Source organism: Myxococcus sp. AM011 (genome assembly GCF_013372595.1).
Classification (GTDB): Bacteria; Myxococcota; Myxococcia; order Myxococcales; family Myxococcaceae; genus Myxococcus; species Myxococcus eversor.
In genome coordinates this window covers 22,556-38,026 of the sequence record NZ_JABXEM010000090.1, presented here as the reverse complement: position 1 = coordinate 38,026, position 15,471 = coordinate 22,556, and the positions used below count along the sequence as shown (strand labels likewise).

The 15,471-nt window shown below is 69.9% G+C and carries 12 protein-coding genes; 8 read left to right on the top strand and 4 right to left on the bottom strand.

The window, feature by feature from the left end; all coding sequences use genetic code 11:
- The coding region (locus tag HUW62_RS20060) for a zinc metalloprotease HtpX (protein WP_176435331.1) at positions 1-891 on the bottom strand (891 nt) is incomplete at its 3' end.
- A 176-nt stretch (positions 892-1,067) separates the two neighbouring features.
- Entirely contained in the window at positions 1,068-2,300 is a 1,233-nt protein-coding gene (locus HUW62_RS20055) for an imelysin family protein (RefSeq protein ID WP_176435330.1), read from the bottom strand.
- Positions 2,301-2,445: 145 nt separating this feature from the next.
- Here HUW62_RS20055 and HUW62_RS20050 point away from each other — a divergent pair, with 145 nt between their 5' ends.
- Both HUW62_RS20050 and HUW62_RS20045 read left to right on the top strand, forming a co-directional pair.
- Positions 2,446-3,924 (top strand): hypothetical protein, encoded by a 1,479-nt coding sequence (locus HUW62_RS20050; RefSeq protein WP_176435329.1) that lies wholly within the window; start codon positions 2,446-2,448, stop codon positions 3,922-3,924.
- Between the two features lie 130 nt (positions 3,925-4,054).
- Positions 4,055-6,457: a TonB-dependent receptor gene (locus HUW62_RS20045; protein ID WP_163862260.1), complete on the top strand. Its 2,403-nt coding sequence runs from the start codon at positions 4,055-4,057 to the stop codon at positions 6,455-6,457.
- Between the two features lie 47 nt (positions 6,458-6,504).
- Here HUW62_RS20045 and HUW62_RS20040 read toward each other — a convergent pair whose 3' ends face one another.
- The gene (locus HUW62_RS20040) at positions 6,505-6,915 is read right to left on the bottom strand and encodes a hypothetical protein (RefSeq protein ID WP_176435328.1); all 411 of its coding nucleotides are present in this window, start codon (positions 6,913-6,915) and stop codon (positions 6,505-6,507) included.
- Positions 6,916-7,078: 163 nt separating this feature from the next.
- Between HUW62_RS20040 and fni the strand changes: the two genes are divergently transcribed.
- The 5 genes from fni to HUW62_RS20015 are packed head-to-tail and all read left to right on the top strand — an operon-like array spanning position 7,079 to position 12,517.
- Positions 7,079-8,137 carry a type 2 isopentenyl-diphosphate Delta-isomerase gene (gene fni, locus HUW62_RS20035; protein ID WP_176435327.1) on the top strand — a complete coding sequence of 353 codons (1,059 nt, stop codon included), beginning with the start codon at positions 7,079-7,081 and terminating at the stop codon, positions 8,135-8,137.
- 39 nt (positions 8,138-8,176) lie between these two features.
- Positions 8,177-9,505 (top strand): hydroxymethylglutaryl-CoA reductase, degradative, encoded by a 1,329-nt coding sequence (locus HUW62_RS20030; protein WP_163862266.1) that lies wholly within the window; start codon positions 8,177-8,179, stop codon positions 9,503-9,505.
- A 5-nt stretch (positions 9,506-9,510) separates the two neighbouring features.
- Positions 9,511-10,443: a mevalonate kinase gene (mvk, locus tag HUW62_RS20025; protein ID WP_163862269.1), complete on the top strand. Its 933-nt coding sequence runs from the start codon at positions 9,511-9,513 to the stop codon at positions 10,441-10,443.
- An 8-nt stretch (positions 10,444-10,451) separates the two neighbouring features.
- Positions 10,452-11,438: a diphosphomevalonate decarboxylase gene (gene mvaD / locus HUW62_RS20020; protein WP_163862272.1), complete on the top strand. Its 987-nt coding sequence runs from the start codon at positions 10,452-10,454 to the stop codon at positions 11,436-11,438.
- Positions 11,438-12,517: a mevalonate kinase gene (locus tag HUW62_RS20015; RefSeq protein ID WP_163862275.1), complete on the top strand. Its 1,080-nt coding sequence runs from the start codon at positions 11,438-11,440 to the stop codon at positions 12,515-12,517. Before mvaD ends, HUW62_RS20015 begins: the two co-directional genes overlap by 1 nt.
- A gap of 31 nt (positions 12,518-12,548) precedes the next feature.
- Here the strand turns inward: HUW62_RS20015 and HUW62_RS20010 are convergent, their stop codons facing one another.
- Positions 12,549-13,721 (bottom strand): BamA/TamA family outer membrane protein, encoded by a 1,173-nt coding sequence (locus tag HUW62_RS20010; RefSeq protein ID WP_163862277.1) that lies wholly within the window; start codon positions 13,719-13,721, stop codon positions 12,549-12,551.
- Positions 13,722-13,903: 182 nt separating this feature from the next.
- Here HUW62_RS20010 and HUW62_RS20005 point away from each other — a divergent pair, with 182 nt between their 5' ends.
- Complete coding sequence (locus HUW62_RS20005) at positions 13,904-15,457, top strand: alkaline phosphatase family protein (RefSeq protein ID WP_176435333.1); 1,554 nt, start codon at positions 13,904-13,906, stop codon at positions 15,455-15,457.
- Positions 15,458-15,471 lie beyond the last annotated feature (14 nt).

The window sequence follows — 15,471 nt, the reverse complement described above, 5'->3', positions numbered from 1 at the left end:
GGGCGGGTGGGTGGAGAACAGCGCCATCACGCCCCCCCGGTGCAGCGGGTTGACGATGAACAGGTGCGACGTCGCCGGCGCCCTGTCGTATGGCATCACCTCCGCGCCGCGCTCCATCTTGAGCAGCGCATCCGCCAGCGCGTCTGGGTCTCCGCTCAGCTCGGCGCCCGTCGCGTCCGCGCCGTACTCGCGCGAGCGGCTCACGGCGAGCTGCAACAGCGTGGCGGCGATGGGCGCGACGAGGAGCAGGCCCAGGTTGGCGAACGCGCTGCCGATGCCGCCTTCCCTGTCATCGCCCCGGCTGAGCATGGAGCCGCCGAACCAGAAGAGCATCTGCGCCGCGTAGCTGATGATGCCGGCCAGCGTGGCCGCCACCGTGCCGATGAGCGTGTCGCGGTTGCGCACGTGCCCGATTTCATGCGCGAGCACGCCCTCCAGCTCACGCTGGTCGAGGATGTCCATGATGCCCGCCGTCACCGCGACGGCGGCATGCTTGGGATTGCGGCCGGTGGCGAACGCGTTGGGCGCGCGCGTGGGCAGGATGTAGACCTTCGGCTTGGGCATTCCCGCGCGGGTCGCCAGTCGCTCCACCATCTGGTGCAGCCACGGCGCCTGCTCGTAGGGCAACGGCCGCGCTCCATGGATGGCCAGGGCAATCTTGTCGCTGAACCAATAGGAACCGAAGTTCATCACCACGGCGAAGAAGCCGGCGAACATCAAACCCTGGGCGCCGCCCAGTCGCTGGCCGATGACGAGCACCAGCGCGGTGAGGCCCGCGAGCAGCACCGTCGTCTTGAGCGCGTTGCCCAGGCGGTGCCACCCACCGCCGCCGTGCAGCGCCGGACGTCCGCCGCCGTTCCGGGAAGTTTCGTGGGTGCCAGTGAGTGCCATGTCGTCTCGTTCCTTTCCCCCGTCAGGGGCTTCAGAAACGTAAACAGGCGGGCCGGCACGTCAATGAACGCCCCTGGAAATCGTAATGAATCCAGTGGGTTGCGTCGCCGCTTGGACGTCGACCAGGGGAGCGGGCGTGCCGTCGCCGGGCAGGCCCGCCCCGAGGTGGCGGCGCTTCAGTCGTTGTCCCCTTCGACGGACTGAGGCAGCTCCAAATCCAGCACGGTGACGAGCTCTGTCTTGAGCACGTCGGTGACGCCCTTGAAGGCGTCATGGAGCGCGCGCACGGACGGCTTGTCCTGGGCCAGCGCCTGCTTCAGGTCCTCCTCCTCGATGGTGCCGAAGGCCGCCTCGGCGGCGACGATGCGCTCGACCAGCCTCTGCGCCAGCGCCTCCGCGCCCGCGGCCACCAGCACGTCGTCGAAGCCCGTGCCCGCGTAGTTCTCTCCGCAGCCCTGCGCGAGCAGCCGGAAGCCCCGGACGTTGGCCCGCAGGTTCGCCTTCGAGCGGCCCGCGAACTGCGACTCCAGATGCTCCGGGCAGGTGTCCGTCGAGCACTCGCGCATGCCCAGGGGCCGCGCCAGCTTCAGGTCCTTGCCCTCCTTCTCGAAGTAGAACATCGCGTCGCTCAGTGAGTTGAGCGCGGCCTGGTTCGTCGGGAACACCGTGTTGCCGGAGCCCGCGGTCGCCAGCGTGTTGGCGAAGTTGTCCTGGTCCGCTGCCCACGCCTTCACCAGCAGCGTCGCCCGCTGATTCACGTCCCGCGCCACCGCGAGCGCATAGGCGCGCTTGCGCGAGGCCCGCTCCTCCGACGACAGCGCCGCCCACGTGCCCTGCGCGACGATGGGCGAGGTGGGCTGACACACCGTCTCCTCCCCCTCGTGGAACAGCAGGTATTCCAGCGCGTACAGGCCGCGCCGGCTCACCAGCGACGTGGGGAAGCCCGCCGTCTCATAGCTCTTGCTGACGACCTGCTCCTCCACGGCGCAGCGGCTCACCAGCGGCCATGAGTAGATGTTGTCGCGCAGCTCCGCGCCGCCCGCCGCGCTGCGAGGCGCCGCGGGCCCCACCTGCATCACCTCCGCCACCTGCCACACGTCCATGGCCGCGTGGAACGCCGCGCGCGCCTCCTCCCGCGTCGCCGTGTCCGGCTGGCCCGCGTACCGCGACACCGCACCCGTCAGCGCGGTGCTCGCCTCCAGGAACTGGCGCGCCGTCTTCTCCACGCAGACGCCCGTCGCCTTCAAGAGGTCCGCTCGCGTCGTGTCCGTTTCGCCCGGCCCGCCCGGCCCCGCGTCGTCCTTGCCCTTGTCGGACTCCTTGCAGCCCGGAAGCCACGTCAAGGCCGTGATGAGCAGGAGCGTGCGGGTGCGGCGCGCGCGGAAAAGGCCCGGTGTCTGGGTGTTCATGGGGTCTCGCTTCTCTCGTGAATGGCAGGGGGCTCGAGGCTTGAGTTCTTGACAGCCCGTGTGAATCCGTTTTACGAGCCCGCTTCAATTTTGAGAACGATTATCGTTAGCAGGTTACGGAATATTACTCGGGAGAGGGATGCACATGAAGAGCCGGATGGAGCAGCGCAAGTCGTTTGTGGGCGTGGCGGTCCTTTCGCTCACGTTGGCCGTTTTTGGCAGCGCGTGCGGCGATGACGACGAGAAGGATCCGCAGAACACGCCGGACTCCGGCACGCCGGACTCTGGAACGCCCGACTCGGGCACCCCCGACTCCGGTACGCCGGACGCGGGCCCGGTGACGACGGTGTCGGACGCGGACATCGCGCTGGCGCGCTTCAACACGGACGGCACGCTGGACACGACGTTCGGCGCCGGTGGCACCACGCGCATGGACCTGAGCACCGTGGCGGGTGGAACGAAGGACTCCGTGTGGGGTCTGGCGGCGGATGCGACCAACCGGCTCGTCGTCTTCGGCTCGCGCCGTGGCGAGGGTGACCGCGTCGACGCGGACCGCGTGGTGGTGCGCTTCACGGCGAACGGCGCCCGCGACACGACGTTCGGCACCGACGGCGTGCACACGCTCAACATCTCCAACCTGAGCGACGGCGCGCGCTATGGCATCGTCCAGGCGGACGGCAAGATTGTCGCGTCGGGCTACACCAGCCAGCCGACGGGCGTGGGCACGCAGGCGGCCAACCGCATCGTGCTGGCGCGCCTGGATGACACGGGCGCGCTGGACAACACCTTCGGGTGGAAGGGCGTCGTCAACAACGCGCCGTTCGGTCCCGTCAGCGCGAGCAACCCCGAGTGGGGCATGGCCGAGGCGTACCAGGTGGGCCAGTTCTCCGACGGCAGCTACGTCACCACCGGCTACGGCCGCAGCGCGTCCTCCGGCACGGTGGACGTGGTGAACTTCAAGTACACCGCCACGGGCGAGCGCGACATGAACTTCGGCACGGGCGGTGTCGCCCTGCTGGACCTGGTCAACGACAACGACCGCGGCCGCAACCTGGTGGTCCTCGGTGATGATCGCGTTGTCACCGTGGGCAGCGCGACGCCGGCGGCGCAGAAGATCTCCGGTCTGGTGTTCGTGACGGACAAGAACGGCGCGCGCGACACGACGTTCGCCTCGGAAGGATACAAGCTGTACGACTTCGAGCGTCCGGAGCAGGCGTTCTTCGGCGTGGCGAAGTCCGCGGACGGCAACTGGGTGGCGGCGGCCGGCTACCGTGCCGGTGGCGGACAGGATGACGACGGCGTGCTGGCCATCATCCCGGTGGGCGCGAACGGCACGGAGGTCGCCAAGGTCGCGACCATCTCCGAGACGGACCATGACCGCTTCTGGTCCGTGGCCTTCGACGCGTCCAACCGCGTCTACGCGGCGGGCTTCGTCACCGAGGGCGGCGACAACAAGATGGTGGTGGTGCGCTACACGACGGCCGGCGAGCTGGACACCACGTTCGGCACGGGCGGCATCGTCAAGCACAACTTCATCGCCAGCAAGACCGAGGAGACCGTGCGCGGCATCGTCGTGCAGTCCGACGGGAAGATCGTCGTCGCCGGCACGGCCGACAAGCAGTAACGCGAACAGCTCGTAGCACCCAGTCCTGAAGCCGGGGAGTCGGGTCCCTTCACGGGGCCCGGCCACCCCGGCTTCCTGGTTTCTGGCGCAGTGCCACCGCACACCATCGAGACAAGGGCGTTCTTCGCAGATGGCATGGTTCAAGGGCAGGTCGAGGCGGGCGTGGAGCTGGACGGCTCCGATGCTCATGTTGGGAGTCGTGACGTCGTCGGCCGCCCAGTCCGTGCCACAGGAGACGGCAGCGCCCACCGGGCAGGCCGCCACTCCAGAAGCACCGGTCGTCGTGCCAGGGCCGTCGGAGTCAGCGCCGCCCCCCGCGCGGCCCGAGGATGCCCCCCTGGCTCCGGCGCAAGAGCCCGCTGTCGCCGGTGAAGCACCCGTCCAGGTTCCTCCCGTCGCGTCCGAGCCCGTCGCGTCCGAGGCCGTCGTGCCCGAGGCCGGTCAACGGAAGTTCGAGAGCGTGGTGGTGGGGACCTCGGAGACGCGCACCAGCGGCTCGGTCCACGTCCTCAAGCCCTCGCAGTTGGAGCGCTACGAGAAGGACGACCCCAGCGCGGTGCTGACGAGCGTGCCCGGCGTCTACGCGCGCGGCGAGGATGGCTTCGGGCTCCGGCCGAACGTGGGCCTGCGCGGCGTGAATCCGGACCGCAGCAAGAAGGTGACGCTGCTGGAGGATGGGGTCCTCTTCGGTCCCGCGCCGTACTCCGCGCCCGCGGCCTACTTCTTCCCGCTCATCACCCGCATGCAGTCGGTGCGCGTGCTCAAGGGCCCCTCCGCCATCCAGCATGGCCCGCAGACGGTGGCGGGCTCCGTGGAGTTCCTCACCCGCGATATCTCCGCGTCCGAGTCCGCGTGGTTGGACATCGCCGGAGGCGGCTATCTGTACGGCAAGGCGCACGGCGTCTTCAGCGCGAGCACCGAGCGCGCGGGCTTCCTGGTGGAGGGCATCCACCTGCGCAGCAACGGCTTCAAGGAGCTGGACGGCGGCGGTACCACGGGCTTCCGGCGCAACGAGTGGATGGCGAAGGCCCGCTACCGCCTGGTGCCCGATGGAGAGGTCCGGCAGAGCCTCAACCTCAAGCTGGGCTACTCCGATGAGCTGTCCAACGAGACGTACCTGGGCCTGTCCGATGCGGACTTCCGGGAGAATCCGCTGCGCCGCTACGTCGCCAGCGCGTTGGACCGGATGAAGTGGCACCGCACCCAGGTGGCGGCCAGTCACGTGCTGGAGTCCGGCTCGCTGGCCCTCACCACCACGCTCTACCGAAACGACCTCTCGCGCGCGTGGCGCAAGTTGAACCGCTTCGGCGGCGCCGCCATCGCCCCCGTGCTCGCGGACCCGACGAGCGCGCGCAACGCCATCTACTACGGCGTGCTCACCGGCCAGATTGACACGTCATCCACGCAGGACACGCTACTCATCGGCCCCAATGACCGCACCTTCGTCTCGCAGGGACTCCAGAGCATCGCGCGGTGGACGACGACGACGGGCCCGCTGAGTCACAGCCTGGAGGTCGGCGCGCGCTTCCACTACGACAGCATCGACCGCAAGCACACCGAGGATGCATACCGCATGGCGGGCGGCGCCCTCGTCCTGGCCGGCGCGCCCACGTCCACCACGGCCGACAACAAGGACGCGACCCACGCCCTCGCGCTGCACGTGACGGACGCCATCGCCTGGGGGCCGCTCGTCCTCACGCCGGGCGTGCGCCTGGAGGTCATCCGCTCCCGCTCGTATGACCGCATCACCGGCGAGGACACGGACGGCGCGCTCGAGGTGCTGATGCCGGGCCTGGGGGCCTACGGCGCGCTGACGCCGAACCTGGGTGTCTTCGCGGGCGCGTACCGGGGCTTCTCGCCGCCTTCGCCGGGCCAGCCTGATTCGGTGAAGCCGGAGAAGAGCATCAACTACGAGTCGGGCGCCCGCTGGACGCGCCGGGGCGAGCGCTTCGAGGTCGTCGGCTTCTTCAACGACTATTCGAACCTCACCGCCATCTGCACCTTCTCCAGCGGCTGCGTGGACGACGACCTGGACCGGCAGACGGACGCGGGCCAGGCCCACATCTACGGCCTGGAGGTCTTCGCGGAGAAGACCTTCCGCCCCGGTGGCGGCGTGACGTTCCCCCTCTCTGCTTCGTATACCTTCACGCGCACGGAGCTGCTCAACGACTTCCGCTCGGCGGACCCGCAGTTCGGCGACGTGAAGGCGGGAGACGAGCTTCCCTACGTGCCCCGGCACCAGCTCTACGCGTCGGCGGGTGTGGAGGGCGCGCTGGGCGGCGTCATCCTGAGCGCGCTCTATGTCGACACCATGCGCGAGTCCGCGGGGCAGGGCGAGGCACCGCCGGGTGAGCTGACGGATTCCCTGCTCACGTTCGACGTCAACGCGAACTGGAACTTCTCCCGCTGGGGACAGGTCTACTTCAGCGCACGCAACGTGCTCGACGCGGCGGACATCGTCTCCCGCCGTCCGTTTGGCGCGCGGCCCAACGCTCCTCGCACGGTGATTCTGGGCTTCAAGCTGTCACACTGATGGCACGCGCGCACGCCCCGGTGGAGCGCGGCCGGGGCGCATGCGGGTCAGAGGTAGAAGCGGTCCGTCACGCCTGCGGTGCGCTGGAGGATGGCGCTCCATCCGAGCCACAACTCGATTCCACTCTTCGCGGTCTCCGGCTCGCCCCCCAGTGCGCCGAGCGAGCCCGTGCAGCCCGCGAGCGTGCACAGCCCGGACTCGGTCAGGTGCTCGAGCAGCGCGCGCAGCGTGGGCATGCCCCTCGACTCGAAGCGGTCGGTGATGTCGGCCCGGCCCGGGAAGTCAGGCTCGTCCAGGTCGCCGCGCAAGAAGCGCTCGAGCGCCCACCAGAAGAGATACACCTCCGCGCGTCGGCCGGAGGCTGTCGCCGCGGCGGCGATGGACAGTCCCTGGTGTACCCGGTCGTAATCTCCGCTGTGGAGGAAGACGACCACCTTGGGTGACAGGGGCGTGCTCATGCGGGCCTCATACCGTTCAGCAGCCCGAGCCGTCCATTGAGTCGCCACGGCGGGCCGCTCGAGCCCTTTGGCTTGCGCCCGTCCCCTTGCGCTTGCTAGGAAACCCACGAGCCATCGGGCACTTACACGCCCTGACGGGCACTTGGGACGGGTCGCTTCTCACATGGTCGAGGACATCACAGCGCGGCGTAAAGACGCTCACCTCGACCTGTGCGCCACCGGCGACGTCGAGCCCGTCGAGAACAGCACGCTTCTCGAGCACGTCCATCTGGTTCACTGCGCCATGCCGGAGATGGACGTGGAGGACGTGGACCTCTCCACCCCGTTTCTTGGAAAGCAATTGCGCCATCCGCTGCTCGTCACCGGAATGACAGGCGGCACCGAGCGTGCGGGCGCGGTCAATCGCGACCTCGCATTGCTGGCGGAACGCCATGGTCTGGCTTTCGGTGTGGGAAGTCAGCGGGCCATGGCGGAGGATGCGTCGCGGGCCGCGTCGTACCAGGTGCGGCAGGTGGCGCCCTCGGTGGCGCTGCTGGGCAACATCGGTCTCTATCAAGCAGTGCGGCTGGGCGTGGACGGGGTGCGGCGGTTGATGGAGGACATTGGCGCGGACGGCATCGCGCTGCACCTCAACGCCGGGCAGGAATTGACCCAGCCTGAGGGCGACAGGGATTTCCGGGGCGGCTACGACGTGGTGGCCGCGTTGGTGAAGGCTTTCGGTGACCGGCTGCTCGTGAAGGAGACCGGATGCGGCATCGGCCCGGACGTGGCCCGGCGATTGGTGGAGTTGGGGGTCCGCAACCTGGATGTGTCGGGCCTGGGTGGCACGTCCTGGGTTCGCGTGGAACAACTTCGGGCATCGGGCGTACAAGCCCAGGTCGGGGCTGAATTCAGCGCGTGGGGCATTCCCACGGCGGCGGCGGTGGCGACGGTGCGCGCGGCCGTGGGGCCGGAAGTCCGACTGGTGGGCAGCGGTGGCGTGAGGACGGGGCTGGAGGTGGCGAAGCTGCTGGCGCTCGGAGCGGACCTGGGCGGAATGGCCTTGCCGCTGTTCCGGGCGCAACAGGCGGGTGGGGTGGAGGCGGCGGAGCGGGCGCTGGAGGTCATCCTGTCGGGGTTGCGACAGGCGCTCGTGCTCACGGGAAGCAGAAGCTGCGCTGAGCTGAGGCAGCGGCCGCGGGTGGTGACCGGAGTGTTGAAGGATTGGATGACGGCGCTGTAGCCGCCGTGCGCATCGACGCGGGAAGAAGGAAGACTCAACATGTCTGAGACGGTGACGTCCCGGCTCTCCGGGTTCCACAAGCTGCCGATGGCCGAGCGCGTCGCGCAACTGGCGCGCATGTTGCGGCTGTCGCCCGCGGACGTGGAGCAGCTTCACGGCGCCGAGGCCCTGCAGCCGGCGCTGGCCAACCAGATGATTGAGAACGCGGTGGGCACGTTCTCCCTGCCGCTGGGCGTGGGGCTCAACCTCCAGGTCAACGGCCGCGACTACCTGGTGCCCATGGCGGTGGAGGAGCCGTCGGTGGTGGCGGCGGTGTCGTTCGCCGCGAAGATTGTCCGCGAGGCGGGCGGCTTCTACGCCGAGGCCGACGAGTCGATGATGATTGGCCAGGTCCAGGTGACGCGCTACGGCGACCCGACCGAGGCCACGGAAAAGATTCTGGCGCACAAGGAGCAACTGCTGGCCCTGGCCAACAGCTTCCACCCGGCCATGGTGGCGCGAGGCGGCGGGGCGAAGGACGTGGAGGTGCGCGTGCTGCCGGCCCCCGAGGGCCCGCGCGGCGAGCCGCTGCTCGTGGTGCACATCCTCATCGACACGCAGGAGGCGATGGGGGCCAACCTCATCAACACCGTGGCGGAGGGCGTGGCGCCGCTGGTGGAGCAGATCACCGGCGGCAAGGTGTACCTGCGCATCCTCTCCAACCTGGCGGATCGCCGGCTGGCGCGCGCCACGTGCCGGATTCCCCTGGCGATGCTGGCCGACTTCGAGATGCCCGGTGAGACCATCGCCGAGGGCATCGCCCAGGCCAGCCGCTTCGCGGAAGCCGACCCGTACCGCGCGGCCACGCACAACAAGGGCGTGATGAACGGCATCGACTCGGTGGCCATCGCCACGGGGCAGGACTGGCGCGCGATTGAAGCCGGCGCGCACGCGTTCGCCTGCCGTGGCGGTCAGTACCGCCCGCTGTCGACGTGGTACCTGGAGGAAGGCCACCTGGTGGGCCGCATCGAGCTGCCGCTGGCGCTGGGCCTGGTGGGCGGCCCCATCAAGGTGCACCCGGGCGTGCAGACGTCGCTGAAGCTCCTGCGCGCCTCGAGCGTGCGTGAGCTGTCCATGGTGTTCGCGGCGGTGGGGCTGGCGCAGAACTTCGCGGCGCTCCGGGCGCTGGGCAGCATCGGCATCCAGAAGGGCCACATGGCGCTGCACGCGCGCTGCGTGGCGGTGACGGCGGGCGCGCGCGGCGACTGGGTGGAGAAGCTGGCGGACCTGCTGGTGAAGGCGGGCCACGTGAAGGTGGAGAAGGCGCGGGAGATTCTCGCCAGCCTGTCCGCCGAGGACGCCGCCGCCGCCACGGGCACGACACTCTGAGCGCCGTGAGCACCCCGTCCTCGTTGTCCACGTTCGGCGCCGGCAAGGTCATCCTGCTGGGTGAGCACAGCGTCGTGTACGGCCATCCCGCGCTGGCGGGCCCGCTGTCGCAAGGCGTGAAGGCGCGCGGCGTTCCGTCCAAGAAGTGTCAGCTCTCCCTTCCGTCCACGTTGAGCCGGGGGCAGCGGGCGCTGCTCACCGTCGCCTTCGCGCGCGCGGCGAAGCTGGTGGGTGAGCCCCTGGTGAAGGTGACGTTGGACCCGGAGCTGCCGCTGTCGGCCGGACTGGGCAGTTCCGCCGCGTTGTCCGTGGCGTGCGCGCGGCTGTTGTTGCTGGCGGCGGGCAAGGAGCCCACGCCGCGAGAGGCCGCGCGGGTGGCGTGGGAGATGGAGCAGGAGTTCCACGGCACGCCTTCCGGGGTGGACCACACCACCAGCGCGGAGGAGCGGCTCCTGCTCTATCGCCGCACGCCCAACGCGGCGACGGTGGGGCGTGGCAGGACGGTGGACAGTCCCCGCCCCTTGAAGGTGGTGGTGGCGCTGGCCGGCGAGCGCAGCCCCACGAAGAAGACGGTGGGGGCGTTGCGGGAGCGGCAGGCGCGCTGGCCCGAGCGCTACCGACGCCTCTTCACGGAGATGGGGCGGCTGGCGTCGGAGGGAGCGAAGGCGGTGGAGGCGGGGGACCTGGAGGCGCTGGGGGACGCGATGAACGTCAACCAGGGCCTGCTGGCGGCGCTGGGCCTGTCCTCGCCGCCGTTGGAAGAGATGGTGTATCGACTGCGTGGCCTGGGGGCGCTGGGCGCCAAACTCACCGGAGCGGGTGGGGATGGCGGGGCCGTGGTCGGTCTGTTCCTCGAACCGGAGGCCGCGGTGGTCCAGCTCACCCGCCTCGGTGTGCGCTGCTTCAGCAGCCAGCTCGCGGGTCCGCGAGCGCCGTGAGTGTTCCCATGAAAGCCACAGCCCTGGCGCATCCCAACATCGCCCTCGTGAAGTACTGGGGGAAGCGGGACGACGCGCTCATCCTTCCGCACCAGTCCAGCCTGTCGCTGACGCTGTCGCCGCTGTCGGTGACGACGACGGTGGAGTTCGGCGTGTCGAGTGACGCGGTGGAGATCAACGGCCACACGTCCAAGGGCAGCGAGCGCGAGCGCGTGCTGCGCCTCTTGGAGTCGGTGCGCGCCCAGACGAAGGACGCGCTGGGTCCGGCGAAGGTCGTCTCGCGCGGAGATTTCCCCATGGCGGCGGGGCTCGCGAGCAGCGCGGCGGGCTTCGCGGCGCTCGCGGTCGCCGGCCGCGCGGCGGCGGGACTGCCGGCGGATTCGAGGGCGGCGAGCATCCTGGCGCGGCTGGGCAGCGGCTCCGCGTGTCGCAGCGTGGAGGGCGGCTTCTGCGAGTGGCAGCGCGGCGAGCGTCCGGATGGTGACGACAGCTTCGCGGTGCAGCGCTTCGACGCGGCGCACTGGCCGGACCTGCGCATGGTGGTGGCGGTGCTGGACAGGGGCGAGAAGGACGTGAAGTCCCGCGACGGGATGAAGCAGACGGTGGACACCAGCCCGTACTACGCGGCCTGGGTGCGGGACGCGGAAGAGGAAGTGCCGCGCGCCCGCGCGCACATCGCTCGCAGGGACTTGCAGGCGCTGGGTGAATTGTGTGAGCGCAACGCGTGGCGGATGCATTCCACGTCGCTCGCGGCCGACCCTCCGCTCTGCTACCTGAACGCGGCGACGCTGGGCCTCATCCAACACCTGCGCGAGCACCGCAAGAAGGGCATCCCCGTCTGGTTCACGCTGGATGCGGGCCCCAACCCGGTGCTGCTGACGGACGCCGCGCACGAAGTCGCCGCGGAGGCGCTGGCGCGCGCGTGTGGCGCGCTGGACGTGATTCGCTGCGTGCCGGGCGGGGATGCGGTGCTCAAGCAGGAGCACCTGTTCTGATGGAGCGCGCCCTCTCCGCACCGGGCAAGCTGTTCGTCTCCGGCGAGTACGCGGTGCTGTGGGGCGGAGTGGCGCGGGTGGCGGCGGTGGCACCCCGCACCGCGGCCTACGTGCGGCGCCGCGAGGATGCGCGCGTGCATGTCTGCCTGGAGGAGGGCTCCCTGGGCGGCAGCATGACGCCCAAGGGAGTGCGCTGGGAGCGCGAGGTGCCTGCGGGCTTCTCCTTCGTGGCGCGCACGCTGGACGAGGCGCTGCGCGCGCACGGCCGAGCCAGCCAGGGCTTCGACTTCGCGGTGGCCCCCTCCGCCGTGGGCCCCAACGGGCAGAAGCTGGGCATGGGTGGCAGCGCGTGCGCGGCGGTGCTGGCGGCCGAGGGCGCGCGCTACGTGTTGGAGGAGCGCTACGACGCGCTGAAGCTGGCGCTGCTGGCGCACACGCTGGGGCAGGGTGGCAAGGGCAGCGGCGGGGACGTGGCCGCGAGCTTCGCGGGCGGCGTGCTGCGCTACCGGCGCTATGACGTGACGCCCCTGGCCGACGCGAGCAATGGCGGCCGGCTGAGCGCGGCGCTGACGGAGTCGCCCTCGGTGGACGTGTGGCGGCTGCCGGTGCCCCGGGTGGCCATGGCGTATGCCTTCACGGGTGAGAGCGCGTCCACGCGGGTGCTGATTGGCCAGGTGGAAGCGCGGTTGGAGGAGGCAGGGCGTCAGGCCTTCGTCGAGCGCTCCAACGCGGTGGGGCAGGTGATGGAGGACGGCCTCGCGGGCTGGGACTTCCGGGGCTTCTCCGAGGCGGTGAAGGCGCAGCACGAGCTGCTGTTGGAGCTGGGTCCGCTGGAGACGGAAGCCATGCGCCGGGTGCTGTCGATGGCGGCGGCCTATGGCTGCGTGGGCAAGCTGTCCGGCGCGGGGGGCGGGGACGGTTGCATCCTCTTCGCCCCCGACGCGGAGGCCCGCGCGGAGCTGTGCAAGGGCTTGGAGTCGCGCGGCTTCCACACGCTGCTGCTGGAGGCCGAGCAGGGCGTCCGGGGCGAGACGCAGGTGGATGCGCGGCTGCGCGCCTGGGTGGACGCGCGCGTCTGAGTCCAGGTCCAGCGCGGGTGCGCGGGGCTCTTCAGAACATGTGGCCGAAGGTGATGTAGATGCGCTGGCGGCCCGTCTCGGTGGAGCGGGCGTAGTCCATGCGCACCACGGCGGCGCGGCGGGTGAGGCGCAGGCCTCCACCGATGCCCGGATGCCACTCGTGCCACTTGCCGTCCGGCACGCCCGGGTGCCACACGCGCCCCAGGTCCAGGAACATCACCGCGCCCACCTTCATGTTCTTTCCGAACACCTGCATCTGCGCGGCCTGGAAGCGCAGCTCCGTGTTGCTGAACGCCTTGATGTTGCCAGAGAAGCGGTTGCGCTCGATTCCGCGCACGCTGCTCATGCCGCCGATTCCCTCCGACACATTCACGCCGCCGGTGTTGCTCCACTCGAAGAACGGCACGTCGCCGAAGAGCATGTCCAGGGTGAGCCGCTGCGCCAGCGTCAGCCGCGACGACAGTCGCAGATAACGCCGCTCGCTCAACGTGATTCCCACGTACTGGTAGCGGCTGCCCGTGGCCTGCCCGGACACGCGCAGGGCCAGCTCCTCCACGCCGCCCTCCAGCGGATCCGTCTCGTCGTCGCGCGTGTCCCACAGCGCTCCCACGAGGAGCTGGCCGGTGGAGCCGCCTTCGATTCCGATGGGCTGCTGCTGCGTCAGCATGGACTGGTCTTCCGCGCTCACGCTCGTGTTGCGCCACGCGTAGCCCACGTAGGACTGGAGCGGATGCGTGGGGCCGAACGGCCGGCCACGAAGGCGGACCCATGCCCCCGGCGAGCCCTTGTCGAAGGTGAAGCGCTCGTTGTCCAGATCACCCTTGAAGTCCGGCGCCGACAGGTTGCCCGCGCCGAAGAAGGGGCTGCGCAGCTCGCGGCGGTACTCGAGTCCGGCCTCCAGGCGCAGCGGACCGATGAGGCGCGGCCCGTCGTAGCGCAGGTAGTGGCTCTGCACCCCGCGACTGCTGAACAGCACCTGCGCGCCGATGCCATGCGCGTAGGGCGTCTTCCCGGGGCCATACAGGTAGATGCCGCCCACGGCGCCGTAGCTGATGCCGCTGTCCGAGCTGAACGTCATCATCGGCAGCGCGATGATGTCCGCGCCCGAGTCCGTCTTCGCGGGCGGCAATCCCGGCGCCGGCCGAGACGGTGTCTGCACCGGGGCGGCGGCGAGGGTTGCGAGCAGGACGGCGGAGATCAGCATGGGGACCGTGGTGACGCCTCTCTGAGTCGGTTCCATCCCGACTGAAGGACGGCGCTACCTGCCCGCCTGCTTTCCAGGAGAGCTGCCTTCGGCTGAAGGCGGCCGTCCCCCCAAGTGCTCATTTTGCCTGCCGGGGGAGGGGAGGCGTCAACGTGAGTGGTGTCATTACCCCAGCTTCATGGATGTGGGCCCACGGGCTTGCGCGTCGCATTCGCGCGAAAGTTCCGCCGGCAGCGGCGCACCGACGTCGGAACCTCCTGATTGTCCACTTAGACGGAGTACCAAAGGCCCTTCTGGATGAGGCGATTGTCGCCGGGAAGATGCCGTTCTTCTCACGACTCATCCGCTCGGGTTCGTTTCATTTGGATGACGCCTTCTGGGGCGCGCCCACTTCCACGCCCTACTTCCAGGCGGGCCTGCTGTACGGCATGCGCGAATCGAACCTGCCTGCCTACTCCTGGTACGACCGGGAGCTGGGCCGCGAGGTGAAGATGAGCGTGCCCTCGGACGCACTGCTCGTCGATCAACGGCTGCGAGGCGCGGGGCGCGACAGCCTGCTGGACGGCGGTGGCCACGGGTACTTCTCGCTGTTTCGAGCGGGCGCGGACAACGCGTGGAGTATGAGCACGCTGGGCAGCTTCAAGCTGATGTCGCGCTCGTTCTCCTACGAGATGATGGGACTGGCCGCGGGCCGCACGCGGGGCACCTGGGACTTCCTTCGCTCGTTCGGAATGGACACCTGGCACTCAGCGCGCGAGGTGGCCCACTGGGGCCATTCACTCCACGACTGGCGCCACGAGCAGTCCTTCCTGCTCAGCCGCGTGTTCCTCCAGCGCCTGGGCTGGAGCTTCGCGCACACCAAGGCGCTGGTGGACATGGTGCGCGGCGTTCCCGCCATCTACCTCGTCTACGGCAACTACGATGAGGTGGCCCACCGTCGCGGGCCGCGCTCGGAGCTGGCGCTGACGGAGCTGCACCGCGTGGACACGTACCTCGCGGAGCTCTATGCGATGTCGCGCTCGGTGGAGCGGCCATACGACGTCGTCATCCTCTCGGACCACGGCCATGTGGACAGCCTTCCGCTGGAGCAGCGTCAGGGGGTGCGTCTGGAGTCCATGCTCTTGCAGGGTGCGCGTGTCCCGCTGTCCGACGACGTGGCGCGTGGCCTGTGCGAGGGACGTCCGCTCCCGGAGGTGGACACCGTGGCGCGCGAGCCGTTCAAGCCCGTCATCATCGAGTGCGGCAACTTCGCCCATGTCTATCTCTCCGGCGCGCGCGAGCCGCTGGAGGCGCGCACGGTGCTGGCGCGTCACCCGGAAGTCCTGGCGCGCGCCACGCGGAGCGCGGACATCGGCATCGTCGCGATGCGCCGGGGAAACTCCGCGGTGGCGGTGGTGCGCGGGGGCGTGTACGGCCCGGAGGACATCGAGCGAGCGCCCCTGGCTCCCGAGTACAGCCGCCGCGCGGTGGCGGACTTCCTCAAGGGCCTGCCGGCGATGAAGACCGCGGGAGACCTGGTCCTCTTCGGTGAGGCGGTGAAACGAGGTGGCACGGTGGGCTTCGCCTGGGAGTTCGGCTCGCACGGCGGACTGACGCGCACGGAGGCCAACAGCCTGGTGTGCTGGCCCGCCGATGCGCCCGTGGACCTGTCCGGCCTGGGCCACTGCGCGGACCTGCACGAACTGCTCGCGGAGGCCTATCTGGAGCCCGCGCTCAAACTGCGGTGGGTCCAGTGACGCCCGAGCCACCT

What these genes read in the sequence shown, in the direction of transcription:
- HUW62_RS20055 (WP_176435330.1), bottom strand. Translation starts at nt 2,300, where the DNA reads ATGAACACCCAGACACCGGGCCTTTTCCGCGCGCGCCGCACCCGCACG.
- HUW62_RS20050 (WP_176435329.1), top strand. Translation starts at nt 2,446, where the DNA reads ATGAAGAGCCGGATGGAGCAGCGCAAGTCGTTTGTGGGCGTGGCGGTC.
- HUW62_RS20045 (WP_163862260.1), top strand. Translation starts at nt 4,055, where the DNA reads ATGGCATGGTTCAAGGGCAGGTCGAGGCGGGCGTGGAGCTGGACGGCT.
- HUW62_RS20040 (WP_176435328.1), bottom strand. Translation starts at nt 6,915, where the DNA reads ATGAGCACGCCCCTGTCACCCAAGGTGGTCGTCTTCCTCCACAGCGGA.
- fni (WP_176435327.1), top strand. Translation starts at nt 7,079, where the DNA reads ATGGTCGAGGACATCACAGCGCGGCGTAAAGACGCTCACCTCGACCTG.
- HUW62_RS20030 (WP_163862266.1), top strand. Translation starts at nt 8,177, where the DNA reads ATGTCTGAGACGGTGACGTCCCGGCTCTCCGGGTTCCACAAGCTGCCG.
- mvaD (WP_163862272.1), top strand. Translation starts at nt 10,452, where the DNA reads ATGAAAGCCACAGCCCTGGCGCATCCCAACATCGCCCTCGTGAAGTAC.
- HUW62_RS20015 (WP_163862275.1), top strand. Translation starts at nt 11,438, where the DNA reads ATGGAGCGCGCCCTCTCCGCACCGGGCAAGCTGTTCGTCTCCGGCGAG.
- HUW62_RS20010 (WP_163862277.1), bottom strand. Translation starts at nt 13,721, where the DNA reads ATGCTGATCTCCGCCGTCCTGCTCGCAACCCTCGCCGCCGCCCCGGTG.
- HUW62_RS20005 (WP_176435333.1), top strand. Translation starts at nt 13,904, where the DNA reads ATGTGGGCCCACGGGCTTGCGCGTCGCATTCGCGCGAAAGTTCCGCCG.